The following is a 20036-nucleotide window of genomic DNA, read 5'->3' as shown; positions in this document are numbered from 1 at the left end:
CCGGAGAGGCCCGTTCAGCCGGCGCACCGCACATGGTCGAAGTCCTCGGCCTCATGACACGAGGGACATGTCACGCGCCGCGCGAGCCTGCGGCCGACGCTCGGCCCAGGGCCGGGGGCGCGCTCCATCAGCCGTCCGACGACATGGGCGTGCCGCAGGCACACACCGCAGCCGCAGCGGTCGCACACCGCGACCGCCGGGGCCGTCGTGTCCTTGAGCGCGCAGTCGTAGCAGTTCACGACGCACCTCCCTGAGCCCCGTTCCGCACTCTCATCGTCGCGCGCGGCGGGGTCCGAGTCGCCGGGCCGGTCGGACCTTTCCGGGGACCGACGGCCCACCCCTGCCGAGGAGGCCCGCCCTCAGACCCTGACGGCCCGCACCAGCCGCACTCGCGGGCTCCCGTCGCTTCGCAGCCCGAACTCCGGCAGGGCCTCGAGGCCGACGCGGAAACCGGCGCCTTCCAGCTCCCGCCGGACGTCCCCGAGCCGGAAGGCCCGGTAGTACATGACGAACGGCGGGCGCCACACGGCGTTGCGCACCCGCATGACGGCGTCGAAGCCGAGCAGCATCCAGAAGGCCGGCGACGAGGGCCGGGGCGGCGCGAGGACGGGGAAGGCGAGGCAGCCGCCCGGCCGGAGCACCGAGTGCACCTGCCGGAACAGGCCCGGGAGTTCGCCGGGCAGGAAGTGGCCGAACGCCCCGAAGCTGACGACCAGGTCGAAGGCCGGGCCGAACGGCAGCGCCCGGGCGTCGGCACGTACCCAGGAGACGTCCGGGCCCGCCGGTCGCACGTTCTCCCGGGCCACGGCGAGCATCCCGGCGCTGAAGTCGACCCCTGTCACGCTGTCCCGGCAGACCCGGGCGAGCACCTCGACCCCGGCGCCGGTGCCGCAGCACAGGTCGAGCCCCGCCGTGCAGGGCCCGGTGCGGTCGAGGGCCGCCGCGACGGCGTCGAGCACCGCCTCGGGCGTCCGGAAGGGGGTGTGGTCGAACTTCGGCGCGAGCAGGTCGTATCCGCGCTCGACGGACGAGAGCGCCTGGACGGCGAGTTCGCGCAGGCTGGGGCCTTCGGGGCTGAACATCTCCGTCAGCTTAGGGGAAACCGGTCGTGGACAGCCGCCCATGGACAGGCGCCCGGCCACTGGCTAGTGTCATCGGCACCTATTCCACTAGTTCACTATGGAGTGATCGATGCGCGCGTTCCGCGAAGCGGTCGAGGCGGGTGACCTCGACGCGGTCGAGGCGCTGCTGGCGGAGGACGTCGTGTTCTCCAGCCCGGTGGTGTTCAAGCCGTACCCGGGCAAGGCGATCACGGCGGCGATCCTGCGGGCGGTGGCGCAGGTCTTCGAGGACTTCCGTTACGAGCGCGAGCTCGCCGGACCCGACGGCCGCGACCATGCCCTGGTGTTCGCCGCGCGGGTGGGCGACCGCGAGCTCACGGGCTGCGACTTCATCCACCTGGACGACGACGGCCTGATCGACGAACTGACCGTCATGGTGCGGCCGTTGTCCGGTGCGCAGGCGCTGGCGGCGGCCATGGGCGCGAGGTTCGAGGAGATCGCCAAGGAGGCGGAGGCGCGGTCCGCCTCCGCCTCCTGACGTCACGCGACCGTGAGGACCAGGGCGCCGGTGTAGCCGGCGCCGGGGGTGAGGGCGGTCTCCTTGCCGTCGACCGTCAGGGTCACCCGCTTGCCGCGCGGTGCCCGCACGGCGGCGTCGGCGGCGAGGGTGAGGGACGTCAGGTGTGAGGTGCCGGTGACCGTCCAGGTGGAGCCGCTGTTCAGCTGCACGATCGCGCCGTTGTTGACGGCGGCCTGGACGGTGTTGGTGACGATGCCCAGTTCGTAGAAGGTGGCGGCATCGATGCTGGGGACCCGGTGCCTGGTCCGGGTGGCGGAGATGACGCCCTCCAGCGTCGAGTTCTCGAAGGTGAGGACCATGTTCTTGCCCTTGCGCATGCCGTTGTAGAAGTCCCCTCGCAGGGCGATCGAAGTGAACGCGGCGGCCGAGTCGGCGGTGTGGACGGCGGTGACGTCGAAGGAGGCGTCCTTCGTGGGGTCGTCGGTGGGTTCGGTGTAGACGCCGATGTTCATCATCTTGCCGTCGACGGCGACCGGTCCGGGGTCGTCCAGTTCGATCATCTGCAGGATGATGCCGTCGCGCGGGTTGAGGCGGGCGCCGCGGGAGCCGTCGACGGTGATGGCCGTCTGCTGGCCCTTGTTGAGGAAGGTGGCGCGCTCGGAGTTGACGACGGTCCCGCCGTCGAGGGTGAGGGTGCCGGCGCCGAAGAACATGTAGCCGAAGTGGCCGGAGTTCACGACCGTGTTGCGGGCCGGGATCGACGCCGACTCGGCTTCGCCGAGCCCCAGTTCGAGTTCGGTGTCGAGCGCGGCGACGGCCTCGGCGGTGCTGTCGCCGTAGTGCACCACCGCGGCCGGGCCCGCGATGATGGTCGCGTAGCTGCCGACGTCGAAGCGGCAGCCGAGGACGCGGACGACGGCGTCGCCGATGGCGTAGGTGCCGTAGCCGTACTCACCGGTGTTGCCCACGTGGCTGTTGATCGCGGTCAGCTTCAGCCCGCTGCCGCCCTCGACCGACAGGGCGCCCCAAGTCTCCGAGAAGACGGTTGAGTTGAGGTAGGTGGCGGTGCTGTTCTCGCCGATCAGGTTGGTGGCGCGGACGTTGCCGTCGAGGCCGAGCATCCAGGGCACCGACTCCATGTACGGGGTCTCGACGGTGGCCTGGTAGTCGGCGGGCAGCACGCCGTTGCGGCAGCGGACGGTGGAGTTCTTCACGACGACGTTGGCGCCGCCGTCGGAGATGACGCCGGTGCGGACCACTCCCTTGTTGGCGATGTGTGCCCCGTCCACGACGAGCCTGGTGGAGGAGCCGTGCCCGACCACCGCGGCCCCGTAGCCGGCGAAGTCGCAACGGCCGTTGCCGGTCAGGGAGATGGTGGGCCTGTCCAGTGTGTAGGTGCCGTTCTCCACGTAGACGCCGTCGAAGCACTCGCCGGTGGAGGTGATGGACACGTTCCGGGCGAGGGTGTCGGTGAGCCTGCCGCCGCGTACGGCCGCGAGGACGGACTTTTCGCGGACGACGCCGTCGGCGTCGACGTACAGCGCCTGCCGGAAGGGGAAGGTGAGCGTCTGGTACGTCACCTCGTTCGCCGCCGTCACCGTGAGCACCACGTCTCCCCGGTAGGTGCCGGCCTGGATCAGGGTCGCGGTGCCCCCGGTCCCGGTCAGCAGCTGGCCGGTCTCGACGCCGTCGACGGTCAGGGAGACGCTGTGCCCGTCGAGGGCGACGACCTTCCCGCCGTCGGCGACGGTCAGCCGGCTCACCCGGGTGGTCGAGGAGAGTTCGTACGTCTCCCCCGAACCGACCGTGATCTGCGAGCCGGTGGCCATCGGCGCCGCGATGGCGGAGCCGGCCGGGACGAGCAGGGCTCCGGCGGTGGCCGTACCGGCGATCAGGAGGGAGCGTCGGGTGATCAGCGTCATTGGATGCCTTCCCAGGAGAGGGTGTGCCGTTGCGCAACGTGACGAACCGGCCGTCTCGCACACGCCGGCGAGGGCTCGGACAAGGGCACCGGAGGTGCGCACGAGGGAGTGAAGCAGCCCTGGCGAACAGGGAACAGGCGCTTCGCACACGCATGCCGGAACCCGATGGCTCGGATCGGGCAGCCTGGTTCATGGCGATGACACAGAGTAGCCACAGCGGATCGGGGGCGACACGCGCGACGGCGAGGCGGGCGGCCCCCGGGCCGTCCACCTCGCCGTTCCGTCCACGCCGTTCGGCTATGCCGGTGCGATCATCCCTACACCGGTGCGATCATCCCGGCCGACAGGTCGATGTCGGCCCCGCACAGCCCCGGCATCGCGAGCATCGCCAGCAGCGCGCTCGCCACCTCGTGCTCCTCCACGAGCCGGCCCAGGGCGGCCCGGGAGGCGAAGTCGCGTTCGGCCTCTTCGACGGTGCAGCCGGTCAGTTCGGCCGTCAGGCGGAAGTTGCGGTCCATGCGCGGGCCGCGAACGGGCCCCGGGGAAAGGGAGTTGACCGCGACGCCGTGCGGACCGGCCTCGCCGGCCAGGGTGCGGGTCAGGCCCAGCACGGCCATCTTCGAGGCGGTGTACGGGGTGCGGTTCACCAGCGGGCGTTTGCCGCTGACGGAGGCGACGTTGACGACGTCGCCCCGGCCCGCCGCGATCATCGGCGGCAGGAAGGCGCGGCACATGAGGTAGACGCCGCGGACGTTGACCGCGAACACCTCGTCCCACTGCTCCGGTTCCACGTCGACCAGCGGCCGCACCGGCCCGGCGACGCCCGCGTTGTTGACGAGCAACGACACCTCCTCGTCGGCGAGTTCGGCGGCGAGCGCGCGCACGGAAGCCGGGTCGGAGACGTCGCACAGCGCCGTACGGGCCTCACCGCCCCGCTCGGCCACCCGGGCCGCCGCGTCCGCGAGGGCCGACTCACCCCGGCCGACGAGGACCACCCGCGCGCCCGCACCGGCCAGGGCGAGCGCGAACGCCCGGCCGAGCGGCCCTCCCCCGCCGGTGACCAGCGCCGTACGCCCGTCCAGCCTCACGCGGTGTTCCACGGCAGCGCGTCGCCGGCGGCCCTGGCGGCCCGGACGTCGCCGGAGCGGGCGTGGCCCTCGAAGAGCTCGACGCGGGAGGCGCGCCCGCACAGCCGGCCCAGCAGGGCCTGCGACCCGGTGTCGGTGACCTCCTGGTAGGTGACGGTCTTGAGGTACTTGCCCACCCACAGACCGCCGGTGTAGCGGGCGGCGCCCCGGGTGGGCAGCACGTGGTTGGTGCCGATGACCTTGTCGCCGAAGGAGACACAGGTGCCCTCGCCGAGGAACAGGGCGCCGTACTGGGTCATCCGCTCCAGCGCGAGGCGTGGTTCGGCGGTCAGGACCTCGACGTGCTCGAAGGCGAACTCGTCTGCCAGCGCGTACAGTTCGTCGATCGTGTCGACGACGTGCACCTGTCCGTGGTCGCGCCAGGCGGGCTCGGCGTAGTCCCGGGTCGGCATGCCGGGCAGCAGCCGCTCGACCTCGGCGACGGTGCGTTCGGCGACCTCGCGGGAGGTGGTGATCAGCACGGCCGGGGAGTCGGGACCGTGCTCGGCCTGGGAGAGCAGGTCGACGGCGCAGACGAAGGGGTCGGCGTGTTCGTCGGCGAGGACGAGGATCTCGGTCGGCCCGGCGAACAGGTCGATGCCGATCTCCCCGAAGAGCTGCCGCTTGGCCTCGGCGACGTAGGCGTTGCCGGGCCCGGCGATCAGGTTCACCGGCCGCATCGTCTCGGTGCCCACGGCCATCGCGGCGACCGCCTGGACCCCGCCCAGCAGCCAGATCTCGTCGGCTCCGGCCAGGTGCATGGCGGCGACGGTGACGGCGGGGATCTCGCCGTGGATGGGCGGGGTACAGGCCACCACCCGCGGTACGCCCGCGACCTTCGCGGTGACGATGGTCATGTGCGCGGAGGCGGTGAGCGGGTAGCGGCCGCCGGGGATGTACGCCCCGGCCGCCTGCACGGGGATGTGCTTCTGGCCGAGCCGGACGCCCGGCAGCGTCTCCACCTCGAACTCCGTCAGCGACTCCAGCTGACGGCGGGCGAAGGAGCGCACCTGGTCCTGCACGAACCGGATGTCGTCGAGGACCTGCCGCGGCACCGACGCGACGATTCTCTCGACCTCCTCCTGACTCAGGCGGAAGGACTCGGGGCTCCAGGTGTCGAACTTCTCGGAGTACGCGCGCACCGCCCGGTCACCGCGCTCCCGGATGTCGGCGACGACACCGGCGACGGTCTCCCGGACCTGGCCGAGAGCGGCGGTGACGTCCGCCCCGGGTACGGCGTGCTTCAGGATCTCTGCCACGACTGCGGCCTTTCTCGGATGTGGTCGGTCAGACGGGCGGTGCTTCGAAGAGCACGTCGGGGTCGTTGAACTGCTCCTTGGCGACCGACTCGCTCATCGGGTCGGCGGTGCCCCACTGGTCCTGGGTGACGGGGTCGTCGACGTCGTGCCGGCCCGGATGCCACAGGTCCTCTTCGAGCACGGCGAGTTCGGTCGTGTACTCGACGGTGTTGCCGTGCGGGTCGTGGAAGTAGGAGAAGGTGTTGTCGCCCGCGAGGTGCCGTCCCGGCCCCCAGGTCAGCCGTGTCCCGGCGCGCAGCGCCCGTCCGGTGCCGCGCATGTACTCCTCCACGCCGCGCATCTCGAACGAGGCGTGGTGCAGGGAGACATGGGGGCCGCGGGCGATGGCGAAGGAGTGGTGCAGCGGGCTGCACCGCAGGAAGTACATCAGGTCGCCCATGTGCGTGGAGTACAGCGTGTCGGTGAGCCGGAATCCGAGGTGCCGCACATAGAAGTCCCGAAGCCCTTCAGGGTTCTGGGAGTTGACCACGCAGTGCGAGAGCCTCACCGGTACGGCCTCGCGTTCCTCGATCTTCCGGTGGGCGCGGGTCTCGACGTCGGCCGAGACCTCCACGACACGCCCGTCCGGGTCGAAGAACCGCAGGCCGTATCCACCGCCCGGCGTGTCCAACGCCCTTGGTTCATGCACGAGTTGGACTCCGGCCCGGCCGAGCCGCGCCGCCAGTTCGTCCACCGCGCCCGGCGAGACGGCCCCGAAGGCCACGAGGTCCATCCGCTTCCGCCGGTCCGCGCGGATGCGCACGACGTACTGCTCCGGGCTGCCCTCGGCGGCGAAGAAAGCGATGCCGCTGTCGTCGGCGATCTCGGTCAGCCCCCAGGTGGTGCCGTAGAACGCGCGCTGCCGCTCGAAGTCCGGTACGGCCAGGTCGACATGGCGCAGATGGGTGATGGGCTGGAAGCTCATGGGTGGCTCCTGACGGTGTTGCGCTGCCGGCCGAGACCGGTGATCTCCGCCTCCAGGACGTCCCCGGGTGCCAGGAACACGCCCCAGTGCGCGCCGTTGCCGGCCGGGGAACCGGTCAGCAGCAGGTCGCCGGGGCGCAGCGTGGTGGTCGTGGAGACGTACGCGACGAGCCGCGGAATGTCGAAGATCATGTCCTTGGTGGACTCGTCCTGGCGGACGACTCCGTTGTGGCGCAGGGTGATGCGCAGGTCGTTCGGGTCGCCGACGAAGGCGGCGGGGACGAGGAAGGGGCCGGTCGGCAGGAAGGTGTCGGCGTTCTTGGCGGTGAACCAGTCGGTGCCGATGGCCTTCAGGTCGGGCCGGTAGAGGCGGTCGCGGGTGGTGAGGTCGTTGCAGACGGTGTAGGCGGCGACGTACTCCATCGCGTCCTCGGCGGCGATGTCCTTGCCCTGCCTGCCGATGACGAGGGCGAGTTCGAGCTCCCAGTCGTGCTGCTCGCCGAGCCGGGGCAGCACGATGTCGTCGTAGGGGCCGCACATCGCGCGCGGTGAGCCGAGGAAGACGTACGGCACGCCGTCGCGGGCCCGCTCGTCCATCATCCGCTCGGCGTCGGCTCGGGCCTCCTCGGGGGTGGCGCCGTGCACGCTCTCCTTCTCCGCGGCGACCAGATCGACCACGTGCTTGCGGTAGTTGGCGCCGCTCTGCAGGATCTGCCCGGGCTCCAGCGGGGCGAGGACGCGCAGGCCGGCCAGGTCGTGCCAGGTGCCGTCCGCCGTGCCGTCCGCCGACCCGGCGAGGTCGTGCAGGCGGGGCAGCCAGGTGTCCCAGGCATCGAGCAGGGCCCGTACGGAGGGCGCCTGATCGGACAGGTCGCGGACCCGGGCACCGGTGACCAGGCCGGGGAAGGCGCCGGAACCGCTCGCGAAGGTGCCGAGCGCGAAGGGTCCGGCATGGGTGAGTTGATCGGGCACAGGCGGCTCTCCTCGTAGGGGTGGGGTCGTCATCGACGCTAGGCACCGCGGACGGAGGGCGGAAATGGCCGTTCGCGATGCCTGCCATCACCGGCCCGTCGACGGCTGTCCGGCGCCTGAACTGCGCCTCCATCGCCGTACGGGATGGATGACGTCCCCCTTGCCGATGCCTCGATCCGTTGACCCCGCACCCGCCGCCGCCCAGGCTCGGAGCACCCCCAACCCCGAGGAGAACGACGTGGTGGTCGAGCATGCCCGGCTGATCGTGGAGGCCGGCAGGGAGGCGGAGTTCCAGGAGGTCTTCGGCACGGCCCGTGCGGTGCTGGCTCAAGCCGACGGGTTCCGCTGGGCCGAGCTGCTGCGGTGCGCGGAGCGCCCGCGCGCCTTTCTGCTGCTGGTCGGCTGGGAGTCGGTCGAGGCACACACGGTCGGCTTCCGCGGCTCCGACCGCTTCGCCCGCTGGCGGGCCCTGGTCGGGCCGTTCTTCGCCGAGCCGCCGGTCGTCGAGCACTACCACGAGCTGGGCCCGCGCTTCTCCGGCTAGGTCCTGTCCGAGCGACAGGCCCCGGCTCCCCTTTCCGTCACTTTCGCAAGGATCGCCCATGCCCGTACACAAGGTGCTCGTCGTCGGCGGCGGCATCACCGGAAGCGTGCTGTCCCTGGCCCTCGCCCGGCGCGGCGCCGACGTCGACCTGGTCGAGATCTCCCCGCAGTGGTTCGGTGTGGGCCACGGCATCACCGTGCAGGGCAACGCGCTCAAGGCCCTGCGTTCGGTGGGCGTGCTGGACCGGGTGCTGGCCCGGGCGGTGCCGTTCGACTTCATGCGGCTGCGGCGTGCCGACGGCTCGCTGATCACCGAGCTGCCGACCCCGCACACCGGCGGCTCCGACCTGCCCTCCACCGCGGGCGCGCTCCGCTCGGACCTGCAGGACGCGCTGTGCGACGAGGTGTACGCGCGAGGGGTACAGGTCCGCCTCGGCCTGTCCGTGGTCCACCTGGACCAGTCGCCCGGTCACGTGGACGTCACCTTCACCGACGGCACCACCGGCCGCTACGACCTCGTGGTCGGCGCCGACGGCATCAACTCGGCGATGCGCGCGCTCATCGGCCTCCCGCAGCGGCCCCGCCCGGTCGGCATGTCGATCTTCCGGGTGGTCGGCGAGCGCCCGGCAGAGATGGACTGCGCCGAGGTGTACTACGGCGGTCCGCGCTTCAAGGCCGGCTACAGCCCCATCTCCGCCGACCAGTGCTACGCCTACCTCCTCGACGAGAACCTCGACGCCTCCCTGATCGGTCCGCGTGCCCCGCTGTCACTGTTGCGCGAGCGCGGTGCCGGTTACGGCGGTACCTGGGGCCGGGTCGTCGACTCGCTGCCAAAAAACACGCCGGTCGACTACCGCTGGATCGAGGCGGTGCTCGTGGACGAGCCGTGGTACCGCGGTCGGGCGCTGGTCATCGGCGACGCGGCGCACGCCTGTCCGCCGTTGATCGCGCAGGGTGCCGCGATGTGCCTGGAGGACGCGGTCCTGCTGGCCGAACTGGTCACCGGTGACGGGCCGTTGGAGCGGGCGCTGCAGCATTTCATGTCCCGCCGGCTGCCCCGGGTGCGGATGGTGCTGCGCAACTCCCTGCAGCTGGCCGAGTGGGAGATCCATCCGGGGACGCCGGGCGCCGACCCCGCCCGCATCATGTCCGAGACCCTCCAGTCGCTGACGGCGGCGGCATGAGCACGCCCGTCGTCGACTTCCACGGCCATCTGGCGGTCCCGGCCGCCGACGCCCTGGTCGCGGGGACGCCGGGTCTGGCCGCCGAGCTGGCGGCCGAGCAGCGCGCTCACTCCCTCGCCTCACTGGCTGCGAACCGGCGCCAACTCCAGCGGCTGGCGGGCAGGTTGACGAACGTCTCCGAGCGCCTCGCGGACCTGGACGCGATGGGCGTCGACCTGCAGGTGGTCGGCCCGATGCCGATGCACCACTACTGGGCGGACCCCGGCCTCGCCGCGACTCTCGCCCGTACCGTCAACGAGGCGGTGGCCGAGCACTGCGCCCGCGCGCCGGGGCGGCTGTACGGGCTGGGCACCGTGCCTCTGCAGCATCCCGACCTCGCGGTGGCGCTGCTGGACCGGGCGGTCACCGAGTACGGCCTGTACGGCATCAGCGTCTCCACCACCGTCGAGGGACGGGAGCTCGCCGACCCACGCCACGACGAACTCTGGCGGAAGGCCGAGGAGTCGGGTGCGGTCGTCTTCGTCCACCCGTGGGGCTGCTCGCTGGGCGGGCGGCTGGCCGCTCACTACCTCGGCAACACCGTCGGGCAGCCCGTCGAGACGACCATCGCGCTCTCCCACCTGATCTTCGGCGGCGTCCTGGACCGGTACCCGCGCCTGAAGCTGGTGGCCGCGCACGGCGGAGGCTATCTGCCCATGTACGTCGGGCGCTCCGACCACGCCTGGCGGGTGCGCGAGGACGCGCGCGGCTGCGCCGAGCCGCCGAGCACCTACCTGCGGCGCATGTGGTTCGACGCCCTCGTCTACACCCCGCGCGCCCTGCGCCACCTCGTGGAGGAGGCGGGCGCCGACCGGGTCGTGCTCGGCACGGACCACCCCTTCGACATGGGCGTCGCCGACCCGCTGGCCCGACTCGACGCCGCCGGCCTCGCCCCCGCCGACCGTGCCGCGATCGCCGGGGGCAACGCCCTCGACCTGCTGCTGAAAGGACGTACCGGATGACCCCCCGCACCCACCTCGGCCCCATCGAGGAAGAGCTCGCCAAGGCCCGTGCCGCGTACCGGAACTGGGGCCGCTGGGGCGCGGACGACGTGCTGGGCACGCTCAACTTCATCGACGACGCCATCCGCGCCCACGCGGCGAGCCTGGTCCGCCGGGGGCGTTCGTTCTCCCTGGCCCTGGAGTTCAACGAGGACGGGCCGCAGCGCGGCTTCCGCGGCCGCATCAACCCCGTGCACTACATGAAGGACACCGGCTCCGACGCGGCGGCGGGCACGCAGGGCTTCCCGCACGGCTTCGGCGGCGCCGACGACCATGTCGTGATGCCGCTCCAGGCCTCCACGCAGTGGGACGGGCTGGGGCACATCTACGACAACAAACAGGCCTGGAACGGCCGTCCGTGCACCATCGTGGGCGGCGACGGCGACTCCGTCACCGGCATCGAGCACATGCGGGACGCCTTCACCGGCCGCGGGGTCCTCCTCGACGTGGGTCGCGCCGTGGGCGACGAGCACGGCGAACTGCCCCACGGATTTCCCGTCCTGGAGGAGCATCTGCGCGCCACGATCGAGGCCCAGGGCGCCACCTCGACCGTCCGCCGCGGCGATCTCGTACTGCTGCGCACCGGCCAGATCGGACGCGTACGACGCCTCGGCGACTGGGGCACGTACGCGGCCGGCGACGCGCCGGGCCTGTCCTTCACGACCCTGGACTGGCTGCACCGTACCGAGATCGCGGCGATCGCCTCCGACACCTGGGGGCTGGAGGTGCGGCCGTACGAGTTCGCGGAGCCCGCGATGTCCCCGCTGCACCAGATCGCCATCCCCAACATGGGCCTGCCACTGGGCGAGATGTGGGACCCGGAGGCACTGGCCGAGGACTGCGCGGCCGACGGCGTCTACGAGTTCCTGCTGGTCGCCGCGCCGCTGCCGGTCACCGGAGCGGTGGGCGCCCCCGTCAACCCGATCGCGATCAAGTGAGCACCGACATGAACCGATTCTCCGGCACCCTGCACCTCCCCGGCGACGACGACTTCGAAGAGGCGTGCTTCGGGCGGGTGTTCAACGCCCGCCGCCCGGTCGACCGGATGCCCGCCGCCGTACTGGAGGCACGGACGGAGGAGGACGTCGTCGAGGGTGTGCGCCTCGCCCTGGAGCGCGGCTGGCAGGTCGCCGTCCGCTCCGGCGGCCACAGCTGGGCCGCGTGGTCGGTGCGCCGGGACGCCCTGCTGATCGACCTCGGGGGGTTCCGCGAGATGGCGTACGACCCGGAGACCGGGGTCGTCTGCGCGACGCCCAGCGTCAAGGGCGGCGACGAACTCAACCCGTATCTCGCCGGGTTCGGGCGCTTCTTCAACGGCGGCCACTGCCCCTCCGTCGGCATCGGCGGCTTCCTCCTGCAAGGCGGACAGGGGTGGAACGCGCGCGGCTGGGGCTGGGCGGCGGAGAACATCGTGGCCATCGACGTGGTCACCGCCGAGGGCGAGCCGGTGCGCGCGGACGAGACGCGCAACAGCGACCTGTTCTGGGCGGCGCGCGGCGCGGGCCCCGGCTTCTTCGGTGTCGTGACCCGCTTCCACCTGCGCACCCGCCCTCTGCCGAAGCATCTGGGCCACACCGTGCACGCGTACCCGCTCGATCTGTTCGACGAGGTCATGACCTGGCTGCACGGCATGCACCACACGGTGTCGGACCTCGTGGAGATCGTCGCGCTCACACAGACACCGCCCGGCCTGGACGAGCCGGTGCTGCTGGTCACGGGTGTGTCGATGACCGACACCCCGGAGCAGGCCGCCGAGGCGCTGGCCCCGCTGCACGCCAATCCCTGCGCGGACCGGGCCCTGTTCCGCGTCGAGGCCCGACCCACGACGATCGCCGATCAGTTGGCGGGTCAGCGCGCCGCCAACCCCGAGGGCCACCGCTACCTCGTCGACAACGCCTGGCTGACCGGACCGGCCGAGGACGTCGTGCCGGCGATCCGCAAGGCGTTCACCGAGCATCCCACCCGGCAGACCTTCACCATCTGGCTCTCCATGGCCCCGCTGCGCCGACTGCCCGACATGGCGTTCTCGTTGCAGTCCGAGATCTACTGCGCCACCTACGTCGTCCACGACGAACCCGAGCGCGACGCGGAGCTGCGCGCCTGGCTGGACGGGGCGATGGCGGCGATGCGGCCGGTGACCGCCGGGCAGTACCTCGGCGACTCCGACTTCACCGTCCGCCAGTTGCGGTTCATGGGCGACGGACAGTGGCGGCGGCTGCAGGAGATCCGCGCGGACCGCGACCCCAAGGGCCTGTTCGCCGGCTACCTGAGCACAGGGGCCGTCACCAACACCAACCACTGGGAGCACTGAGGCATGCGTTTCGCGACATACGAGTACCGGGGAGAGGAGCGTGCCGGAGTGGTGCGGGACGGAGTGATCCACCCGCTGCCCGGCGGGGTCACCGTCCTCGACCTGGTCGAGCGGGAGGTCCTGCACGCCGCCGGAGTCGAGGCCCTCCAGGACCCGAGCGACCTGACGGTGGAGCAGGTACGGCTGCTGCCCCCGCTGAAGCCGTCGTCGATCCGGGACTTCGTCGGCTTCGAAGCCCACATCGAGGGCGTCTCGAAGTCCCTGGACGGGCTGGAGCGGGTGCCCGAGGAGTGGTACCGGGCGCCCAACTTCTACTTCACCAACCCGCACGCCGCCTACGGCGCGCACGACGACGTGCCGGTCCCGGCGGGCTGCTCGGTCCTCGACTTCGAACTGGAGGTGGGCGCCGTCGTCGGCCGGGCCGGCCGCGACCTCACCCCGGGGCAGGCGCGCGAGCACATCGTCGGCTACCTCGTCTTCAACGACTGGTCGGCACGCGACCTGCAGAAACCCGAGAAGAATTTGGGACTGGGCTTCTCCAAGGGCAAGGACTTCGCCAACACCCTCGGCCCGTTCCTGGTCACCGCGGACGAGGTGGAGGACCGGCGGGACGTCGACGGCTTCCTCGACCTGGAGATGACGGTCACCCTCAACGGCGAGCTGATCGGCCGCGACACGCTCGCCAACTGCTCGTGGACGTTCGAGGAGATGCTCGCCTACGCGGCCCGGGACACCTGGGTGCGGCCGGGAGACGTCCTGGGCTCGGGAACGTGCGGCTGGGGCGCGCTGGCGGAGTTCTGGGGCCGGATCGGCGAGCGGACCCCGCCGCCGCTGAGGCCGGGCGACGAGGTGACCCTCGACGTGGAACGGCTCGGCCGCGTATCCAATCGAATCGTGCCGGGGCGCACGGAGGTCTACCTCCCCAGGGCCCGCAAGCGCGGCCGCACACCCCGGCCGTAGCGCTACCGCTGCCACTCTGACCTGCACGTATACGGGGATCCGATGGTTGTTATCGGATCCCTGTGACTTCTCCCCGGGGCTCTTCCTCGACCGCCGACCCGTCGTTACGCTCCGATTTCACCGACTTCGACGACGCGGCCGGAAGGAACCCCATGGGTCTCGGAGCAATCGACCTGAATCTTCTGGTGGCGCTGGAAGCCCTCCTGGAGGAGAAGAACGTCACCCATGCGGGTGTCCGCCTGTCCACCAGCCAGTCCGCGATGAGCGGCTCGCTTGCCCGGCTGCGCCGCCACTTCAACGACGAGCTGCTGGTGCGGGTCGGCCGGGAGTACGAGCTGACGCCGCTGGCGGAGCGGCTGCTGCCGGTGGTGCAGGCCTCGCTGCACAAGGCGGAGGAGGCGCTGTCGCTGACCCGCCACTTCGACCCGCGGCGCAGCCGGCAGCGCTTCTCGGTGGTGATGTCCGACTACGTGATGACCGTGCTCGTCGAGCCGCTGCTGCGGGTGATCGCCGAGGAGGCGCCCGGGGTCCGCATCGACTTCCACCCGATCGTGGACGGGCAGCTGGAGAACGAGACCCATCTGCGCTGCCACGACCTGATGATCGTGCCGCTGGGCTATCAGCTGCCCGGGGTCAGCGAGGCGGTGATGCACGACCGGTTCGTGTGCCTGGTCGACCCCGACAACCCGCGTGTGCGGGACGGGCGGCTGGGCCTGCGCGACCTGGCCGAGATGCCGCACGCCGCGTGCGCGATCGGCAAGAGCCACACGCCCGCCGAACGCCAGCTGGAGACCCTCGGCATCACGCCGCGGGTGCAGGTCAGCACGCCCGGATTCAGCGTGCTGCCGTTCCTGGTCAGCGGCACGGACCTGGTCGCGATGGTGCCCGAGCGGCTCGCCCGGCGCTACGAGCGTTTCGCGCGCTGTGCCGTCGTACCGACGCCGTTCCCGGACGTGCCGCTGGTGGAGGCCATGTACTGGCACCACAACCGGCACTCCGACCCCGCTCACCGGTGGCTGCGCGAGACGGTCCGCCGGGTCGGCGCCTCGCTGGAGGAACCGTCGACGCCGGCCGAGGAGATCGCGGCCACGGATGCCAGCCATGGCGAACACGCGTTTCCGGAGCTGACCGCGGCTTCCTAGCGTGGACGGGAGACATCCCGCAATTGCTGGAGGAGCCGTGAGCCGTACGCGTCTGGCGGGGCGAACCGTCGTCGTCACCGGGGCCGCACAGGGGCAGGGAGCCGCGGAGGTGACGGCGGCGGCCCGGGAGGGCGCGCGGGTGATCGCCACCGACGTGCTGGACGAGACGGGCGAGAAGCTGGCCGCGTCCTCGCGCGCGGACGGTCTGGACGTGACCTACCGGCACCTGGACGTGTCGTCGCCTCAGGACTGGTCGGCGCTGGCCGCCTCCCTGAGGGACGTGCACGGGCTGGTGAACAACGCCGGCATCCCCATGCGGGCCCGGCTCGGCGAGGTCGAACTCGCCGACTGGAACCGGGCGTTCGCGGTCAACACGACCGGCGCCCTGCTCGGCATCCAGGCCCTGGCACCGCTGATGCCACGCGGCTCCTCCATCGTGAACGTCGGCTCGGTCGCCGCCCTGACGGCGCACCACGCGGTGGCGTACACGGCCAGCAAGTGGGCGCTGCGGGGCCTGTCGAAGGTGGCGGCCCTGGAACTGGCCCCGCGCGGCATCCGCACCAACCTGGTCCATCCCGGCTACATCGACACCCCGCTGATGGAGTCCGCCAACCCGGTGTTCGTCCGGGCCCACCTTTCGATGACCCCCCAGGGCCGCGGTGGCACCGTCGACGAGGTCGCCCCCCTGGTCGTCTACCTGCTCTCCGACGAGGCCTCCTACGTCAACGGCGCCGAGATCACGGTCGACGGCGGCTACACGGCGCACGGCGGCGTCAAGGCCATCACGAACGAGCTGGACGCGGGCTAGCGGCGGGCCGGCCGGCGGGCAGCGCGAACGCCGGCGAACGCCGTCGCCGTCAGCCTCCGAGGCGGGGCCCGGCCAGCCAGATGTCCGGGGTGCCGGGGTTGTGGGAGGCGCGCAGGAGCGCGGCGAGGGCTCGGCGGAGTCGGGTGGATCGGGGCGTACGCATCACGGTCTCCTCGGTGGTGAGCACTCTCGTGGTGAGCACTCTCGTGGTGAGTGGTCTCGCGGTGAGCGGTCTCGTGGTGAGTGGTCTCACCCCACCGACGAACGCCCCCCGGCGGATCGACACTCGGCGAGCCGCTTTGCCAGGAACCTCCGTTCGGTGTCGTTCTCCACGAGTTCCAGGGCTCGCTCGTAGGCCTCGGCCGCCTCGGCGGTGCGTCCGTCGCGGCGCAGCAGGTCGGCGCGGGTGGCGGGGAGCAGGTGGTAGTCGGCGAGGTCGCCGTCGCGTTCCAGTTCGGCGACCAGGGCGAGCCCGGCGTCCGGGCCCTCGGCCATGCCGACGGCGACGGCGCGGTTGAGCCGGACGACGGCGGAGGGCACGAAGCTGAGCAGGGCGCCGTAGAGCGCGGCGATGTCGGCCCAGTCGGTGTCGGCCGCCGTGGCGGCGCCGGCGTGACAGGCCGCGATGGCCGCCTGGATCTGGTACGGCCCGGGCCGGCCGCGGCGCAGGGCCGTCTCCACCAGTGCGGTTCCCTCGTCGATCTCGGCCCGGTCCCAGGCGGTGCGGTCCTGGTCCTCCAGGGTCAGCAGGTCGCCGGCGGCGTCCACGCGCGTGTGCCGGCGGGCGTCGTGCAGCAGCAGAAGGGCGAGCAGGCCGAGCGTCTCCGGCTCGTCGGGCATGAGACGGGCCAGCAGCCGGGCGAGGCGGACGGCCTCCGCGCACAGGTCGGTGCGCACCAGTTCGGCTCCGGAGGTGGCGGCGTAGCCCTCGTTGAAGAGGAGGTAGACCACGCCCAGGACGCCGGTGGTGCGTTCGGGCAGGAGGTGGGCGGGCGGTACCCGGTAGGGGATCCCGGCGTTGCGGATCTTCCTCTTGGCCCGCACCAGGCGCTGGGCCATGGTCGCTTCGGGAACGAGGAAGGCGCGGGCGATCTCCGGCGTGGTCAGGCCCGCGAGGGTGCGCAGGGTCAGGGCGACCCGGGCCTCGACGGGCAGGGCGGGGTGGCAGCAGGTGAAGATCAGCCGCAGCCGGTCGTCCTGGACGCCGCTGTCGTCACGGTCGTACTCGGGGTCGTACGGCCCCTCGTCACGGGCCAGCACGGCGGCCTCCCGGAGTCTGGCCGCCCCGACGGCCCTGCGGCGCAGGACGTCGAGGGCGCGGTTGCGGGCGGTGGTGGTCAGCCAGGCGCCGGGGCGGCGCGGGACGCCGTCGCGCCGCCACCGGTCGAGGGCCTGGGCGAAGGCGTCCTGCGCGCACTCCTCGGCCAGGTCCCAGTCGCCGGTCACCCGGATGAGGGTGGCGACGACCTGGCCCCATTCCTCGCGGAAGGCGGCGGCGACGGCCGCCTCGACGTCGTCCGTGGCGCTCACTCCCAGACCGGCCGTACCTCGACGGAACCGCCGTCGCGGGCGTACGGATGCCCGGCTGCCACGGCGATGGCCTCGTCGAGGTTGTCGACGTCGATGAGGGCGATCGCGGCCAGGTCCTCGTCGCTGTGCGCGAACGGCCCGTCGCCGAGCAGGACTTCACCGCCCTGGACGCGGACGGTGGTGGCGTCGGCGGCCGGCCGCAGCCGTACGCCGTCGGTGACCCGCCCGGCCCGTGCGTCCGGCGGGGGGTATGCGGACTCCGCCGCCCGTTCCGCACCCCCGGCCGGGCAGCGGACCAGCAGGGCGTACCTCATCACGCCCCCCGCAGGGACACGGCGTGTTCGTGGGTGATCAGCCGGCGCAGGCCGGTGTCGCGGTAGCCGGTGGTCACCCGCAGTGTCTCGTCGAGCGGTGTGCCGTCGGCCCGGGCCGCCGTCAGCCGGACCAGGGCGTGGGCGAAGCCGACGCTCTCGTCCACGTGGACGCGCAGGTCGACCACCTCGCGGGTCACGGGGCCGGTGACGGACGCGAACAGCTCCCGCAGGGCCTCCCGGTGGGCTTTCAGGCCCTGGCGCTCCCGGCCGTCGGCGAGGTGGAAGACGGCCGCGTCCGGGGTGTAGCAGGCCAGCGCGCGGTCGAGGTCGCGGGCGCGGAAGGCGGCGGTGAGTTCCGTGTCGCGGGCGCGGATCGCGCTCTCGGCGTCCTCCTCGTCGCCCATCGGCCAGAACGGCCGTACCTCCATGGCACCGATGGTGGCCACGGGGTGTGCGGCGGCCGCCTCGACCGCCTCCTCCATGCTGTCGCACTCCAGGATGTCGAATCCGGCGACGTACTCCTTGGTCTCGGCGAAGGGGCCGTCGGTGCGCAGGACCTCGCCTCCGCGCACCCGCACGGTGACCGCCTCGGCGGGCAGGGCCAGCCGGTGGCCGTGCAGGCGTGCGCCGCGCTCCCCGAGTTCCTCCACCCAGGGCTCGACGGGTGCCATGCCGGAGGCATCGGCGGTGTCGTCGCCGCAGACGAGCAGCATGTACTTCATGGGGTCCTCCCGGTCGTCATGAGCTTCCTACACCCCACCGACGAACGGGACCGCGCCGAATCGACACCCGGGCGTGCCGAGAGGCCGGAGCGTGTGCCCCGGCCTCTCGTGCGCACCGCCACTAGGCGGACGCCGTCTGCACCGTCGGCTCTCCCGCGCCCACCGCCGACCGGGCGGTGCTGCCGCGGACCAGCAGCAGGGTGACCAGGGCGCCCAGCAGGGAGGCGCAGCCGCAGATCACCACGCCCACCGCCATGCCGTGGCCGAGGGCGTTCTGGGCGGCGGCGCGGGCGCTGTCGCTGCCGGCGTTGACGACGGCGAGCGGTCCTGCGGCCGCCTCCATGCCGGCGTCGGCGCCGCCGAGTTTGCCGACGAGCACCGAGGAGGCGGCGCTCATCGCGACCGTGCTGATGACGGCCGGTCCGAGGGCCTGCCCGAACTCGCGGACCAGGCTGGTGGCGCCGCTGGCCATGCCGGTCATGGTGATCGGTACGGCGTTCACGGCGGCGGAGGTGAGGGAGGAGACGACGCAGATGAAGCCGACGCCGAGCAGCAGCACGGGTCCGATGAAGGCGGCCAGGGACGTGGTGGTGACGGGCAGCGCGGCGATCCAGAACTGTCCGGCGGCCATCGGCAGCAGTCCGCCCATCAGCAGCCAGCGGGGCTCGACCCGGGTGAGCATCCTGCTCAGCACGGGCGCCAGCAGCAGCGGGATCAGCTGAAGGATCACGAAGGGCAGGCCGGCCCTGAGGGCGCCGAGGTGCATGACGGCGCCCAGGCGGATGGACACGCAGTAGGCGGTGCCGATGAAGCCGAACATGCCGGCCAGGGCGACGACGGCCGCGGCGGCGAACGACGGGATCCGCAGCAGGTCCAGGTTGAACATGGGCGAGGCCGCGCGCTTCTCCGCGACGAAGAACCCGACGAGGGCCACGGCGGCGAGGGCGAGCGAGCCGACGATCGCCGGGCTGCTCCAGCCGCGGTCGCCGCCCTCGATGATGCCCCAGAGCAGGGCGGTCAGGCCGACGGCGATGGAGATCTGGCCCGGCCAGTCCAGGGAGCGGCCCTCGGGCGCCCTGGAGTCGGTGACCAGCACCCAGCAGGTGACGCCCACGGCCAGCCCGAGGACGACCGGCGGCACGAACGCCCAGCGGAAGTCGGCGACGGTGGCCAGGACGCCCGAGGACAGCGGGCCGACGGCCGAGGCGAGGGAGATGCTCAGCGCCCACGTGGAGACGGCCTTCGCACGGTCCTTCTCCTCCGGGGTGGCGGCGGCGATCACCGCGAGGGAGCTGGGGAAGAGGGCGGCGGCCCCGACACCGGCGAGGCCCTGGCCGATCCAGAGCATGGTGATGTTCTGGGAGGTGGCGTTGAGGAGTTCACCGAGGGCGAGGACGAATCCGCCGAGCACCAGCAGGCGTTTGCGGCCGAAGAGGTCGCCGACCACTCCGAAATTCAGCTCGAGAATGGCGGTGGGGAGAATGAAGGCGGACGTCACCCAGGCGACCTGGGAGCCCGAGGCGCCGAACGCGGCCTGGATATTGCCGTTGATCGGCGACGGCACCGTGATGCACAGCTGTGCCGCGGCGACCGCGAGACAGCACGCTATGAGCGTCCCTGTGTCGAGTTTCTTCAAGGAAATCGATTCCGTCATCGCG

20 protein-coding genes are annotated in these 20036 nt (G+C 72.1%); 9 read left to right on the top strand and 11 right to left on the bottom strand.

Annotation, left to right across the window (positions count from 1 at the left end):
- Positions 1-14: 14 nt before the first annotated feature.
- The gene (locus ACIGDI_RS07655; protein ID WP_399891987.1) at positions 15-239 is read right to left on the bottom strand and encodes a DUF2180 family protein; all 225 of its coding nucleotides are present in this window, start codon (positions 237-239) and stop codon (positions 15-17) included.
- 120 nt (positions 240-359) lie between these two features.
- Positions 360-1082: a class I SAM-dependent methyltransferase gene (locus ACIGDI_RS07650; protein WP_399891984.1), complete on the bottom strand. Its 723-nt coding sequence runs from the start codon at positions 1080-1082 to the stop codon at positions 360-362.
- Positions 1083-1191: 109 nt separating this feature from the next.
- Here ACIGDI_RS07650 and ACIGDI_RS07645 point away from each other — a divergent pair, with 109 nt between their 5' ends.
- Complete coding sequence (locus ACIGDI_RS07645) at positions 1192-1599, top strand: nuclear transport factor 2 family protein (protein WP_200697783.1); 408 nt, start codon at positions 1192-1194, stop codon at positions 1597-1599.
- A gap of 2 nt (positions 1600-1601) precedes the next feature.
- On the opposite strand, the gene ACIGDI_RS07640 is transcribed toward ACIGDI_RS07645, so the two are convergent.
- From ACIGDI_RS07640 to ACIGDI_RS07620, 5 genes are all read right to left on the bottom strand, one after another.
- On the bottom strand, positions 1602-3503 hold the full coding sequence (locus tag ACIGDI_RS07640; protein ID WP_399891980.1) for a hypothetical protein: 1902 nt from the start codon (positions 3501-3503) through the stop codon (positions 1602-1604).
- Between the two features lie 317 nt (positions 3504-3820).
- Positions 3821-4591 (bottom strand): SDR family NAD(P)-dependent oxidoreductase, encoded by a 771-nt coding sequence (locus tag ACIGDI_RS07635; protein WP_399891977.1) that lies wholly within the window; start codon positions 4589-4591, stop codon positions 3821-3823.
- Complete coding sequence (gene hisD, locus ACIGDI_RS07630; RefSeq protein WP_399891974.1) at positions 4588-5889, bottom strand: histidinol dehydrogenase; 1302 nt, start codon at positions 5887-5889, stop codon at positions 4588-4590. The genes ACIGDI_RS07635 and hisD overlap by 4 nt, the downstream gene beginning before the upstream one ends.
- Before the next feature lie 28 nt (positions 5890-5917).
- Complete coding sequence (locus tag ACIGDI_RS07625) at positions 5918-6853, bottom strand: VOC family protein (RefSeq protein WP_399891971.1); 936 nt, start codon at positions 6851-6853, stop codon at positions 5918-5920.
- Positions 6850-7824 (bottom strand): fumarylacetoacetate hydrolase family protein, encoded by a 975-nt coding sequence (locus ACIGDI_RS07620; protein ID WP_399891968.1) that lies wholly within the window; start codon positions 7822-7824, stop codon positions 6850-6852. Before ACIGDI_RS07620 ends, ACIGDI_RS07625 begins: the two co-directional genes overlap by 4 nt.
- Positions 7825-7990: 166 nt before the next feature.
- On the opposite strand from ACIGDI_RS07620, the gene ACIGDI_RS07615 reads away from it, so the two are divergent.
- The 8 genes from ACIGDI_RS07615 (at position 7991) to ACIGDI_RS07580 (ending at position 15812) form a co-directional block, all read left to right on the top strand.
- Complete coding sequence (locus ACIGDI_RS07615; RefSeq protein WP_399891965.1) at positions 7991-8368, top strand: antibiotic biosynthesis monooxygenase family protein; 378 nt, start codon at positions 7991-7993, stop codon at positions 8366-8368.
- Positions 8369-8426: 58 nt separating this feature from the next.
- Positions 8427-9551 (top strand): FAD-dependent monooxygenase, encoded by a 1125-nt coding sequence (locus ACIGDI_RS07610; RefSeq protein WP_399891962.1) that lies wholly within the window; start codon positions 8427-8429, stop codon positions 9549-9551.
- The gene (locus ACIGDI_RS07605) at positions 9548-10552 is read left to right on the top strand and encodes an amidohydrolase family protein (RefSeq protein ID WP_399891959.1); all 1005 of its coding nucleotides are present in this window, start codon (positions 9548-9550) and stop codon (positions 10550-10552) included. Before ACIGDI_RS07610 ends, ACIGDI_RS07605 begins: the two co-directional genes overlap by 4 nt.
- Positions 10549-11529: a cyclase family protein gene (locus ACIGDI_RS07600; RefSeq protein WP_399891956.1), complete on the top strand. Its 981-nt coding sequence runs from the start codon at positions 10549-10551 to the stop codon at positions 11527-11529. Before ACIGDI_RS07605 ends, ACIGDI_RS07600 begins: the two co-directional genes overlap by 4 nt.
- 8 nt (positions 11530-11537) lie before the next feature.
- Positions 11538-12902, top strand: a complete 1365-nt coding sequence (locus ACIGDI_RS07595; protein ID WP_399891953.1) for an FAD-binding oxidoreductase — start codon at positions 11538-11540, stop codon at positions 12900-12902.
- 3 nt (positions 12903-12905) lie between these two features.
- Entirely contained in the window at positions 12906-13862 is a 957-nt protein-coding gene (locus tag ACIGDI_RS07590; RefSeq protein ID WP_399891950.1) for a fumarylacetoacetate hydrolase family protein, read from the top strand.
- A 152-nt stretch (positions 13863-14014) separates the two neighbouring features.
- Positions 14015-15004: a LysR family transcriptional regulator gene (locus tag ACIGDI_RS07585; protein WP_200697772.1), complete on the top strand. Its 990-nt coding sequence runs from the start codon at positions 14015-14017 to the stop codon at positions 15002-15004.
- 37 nt (positions 15005-15041) lie between these two features.
- Entirely contained in the window at positions 15042-15812 is a 771-nt protein-coding gene (locus ACIGDI_RS07580; RefSeq protein WP_399891947.1) for an SDR family NAD(P)-dependent oxidoreductase, read from the top strand.
- A gap of 249 nt (positions 15813-16061) precedes the next feature.
- Here the strand turns inward: ACIGDI_RS07580 and ACIGDI_RS07575 are convergent, their stop codons facing one another.
- The 4 genes from ACIGDI_RS07575 to ACIGDI_RS07560 form a co-directional block, all read right to left on the bottom strand.
- On the bottom strand, positions 16062-17342 hold the full coding sequence (locus tag ACIGDI_RS07575; RefSeq protein WP_399891944.1) for an RNA polymerase sigma factor: 1281 nt from the start codon (positions 17340-17342) through the stop codon (positions 16062-16064).
- Positions 17339-17656, bottom strand: coding sequence for a YciI family protein (locus tag ACIGDI_RS07570; RefSeq protein ID WP_399891941.1), 318 nt, complete (start codon positions 17654-17656; stop codon positions 17339-17341). The genes ACIGDI_RS07575 and ACIGDI_RS07570 overlap by 4 nt, the downstream gene beginning before the upstream one ends.
- Complete coding sequence (locus ACIGDI_RS07565; RefSeq protein WP_399891938.1) at positions 17656-18378, bottom strand: YciI family protein; 723 nt, start codon at positions 18376-18378, stop codon at positions 17656-17658. The genes ACIGDI_RS07570 and ACIGDI_RS07565 overlap by 1 nt, the downstream gene beginning before the upstream one ends.
- A 121-nt stretch (positions 18379-18499) precedes the next feature.
- Entirely contained in the window at positions 18500-20032 is a 1533-nt protein-coding gene (locus ACIGDI_RS07560) for an MFS transporter (protein ID WP_399891935.1), read from the bottom strand.
- Between the last annotated feature and the right edge of the window lie 4 nt (positions 20033-20036).

The sequence above is a fragment of the Streptomyces sp. NPDC085900 genome, assembly GCF_044540925.1.
GTDB lineage: Bacteria > Actinomycetota > Actinomycetes > Streptomycetales > Streptomycetaceae > Streptomyces > Streptomyces gilvifuscus.
Note: the sequence above shows the minus strand (reverse complement) of the source record. Positions and strands in the feature narration are given on the sequence as shown.

Coding starts and splice junctions, on each gene's coding strand:
- ACIGDI_RS07615 (WP_399891965.1), top strand. CDS start 7,991: ATGCCTCGATCCGTTGACCCCGCACCCGCCGCCGCCCAGGCTCGGAGC.
- ACIGDI_RS07585 (WP_200697772.1), top strand. CDS start 14,015: ATGGGTCTCGGAGCAATCGACCTGAATCTTCTGGTGGCGCTGGAAGCC.
- ACIGDI_RS07610 (WP_399891962.1), top strand. CDS start 8,427: ATGCCCGTACACAAGGTGCTCGTCGTCGGCGGCGGCATCACCGGAAGC.
- ACIGDI_RS07565 (WP_399891938.1), bottom strand. CDS start 18,378: ATGAAGTACATGCTGCTCGTCTGCGGCGACGACACCGCCGATGCCTCC.
- ACIGDI_RS07625 (WP_399891971.1), bottom strand. CDS start 6,853: ATGAGCTTCCAGCCCATCACCCATCTGCGCCATGTCGACCTGGCCGTA.
- ACIGDI_RS07600 (WP_399891956.1), top strand. CDS start 10,549: ATGACCCCCCGCACCCACCTCGGCCCCATCGAGGAAGAGCTCGCCAAG.
- ACIGDI_RS07645 (WP_200697783.1), top strand. CDS start 1,192: ATGCGCGCGTTCCGCGAAGCGGTCGAGGCGGGTGACCTCGACGCGGTC.
- ACIGDI_RS07570 (WP_399891941.1), bottom strand. CDS start 17,656: ATGAGGTACGCCCTGCTGGTCCGCTGCCCGGCCGGGGGTGCGGAACGG.
- ACIGDI_RS07595 (WP_399891953.1), top strand. CDS start 11,538: ATGAACCGATTCTCCGGCACCCTGCACCTCCCCGGCGACGACGACTTC.
- ACIGDI_RS07605 (WP_399891959.1), top strand. CDS start 9,548: ATGAGCACGCCCGTCGTCGACTTCCACGGCCATCTGGCGGTCCCGGCC.
- ACIGDI_RS07560 (WP_399891935.1), bottom strand. CDS start 20,032: ATGACGGAATCGATTTCCTTGAAGAAACTCGACACAGGGACGCTCATA.
- ACIGDI_RS07590 (WP_399891950.1), top strand. CDS start 12,906: ATGCGTTTCGCGACATACGAGTACCGGGGAGAGGAGCGTGCCGGAGTG.
- ACIGDI_RS07650 (WP_399891984.1), bottom strand. CDS start 1,082: ATGTTCAGCCCCGAAGGCCCCAGCCTGCGCGAACTCGCCGTCCAGGCG.
- ACIGDI_RS07640 (WP_399891980.1), bottom strand. CDS start 3,503: ATGACGCTGATCACCCGACGCTCCCTCCTGATCGCCGGTACGGCCACC.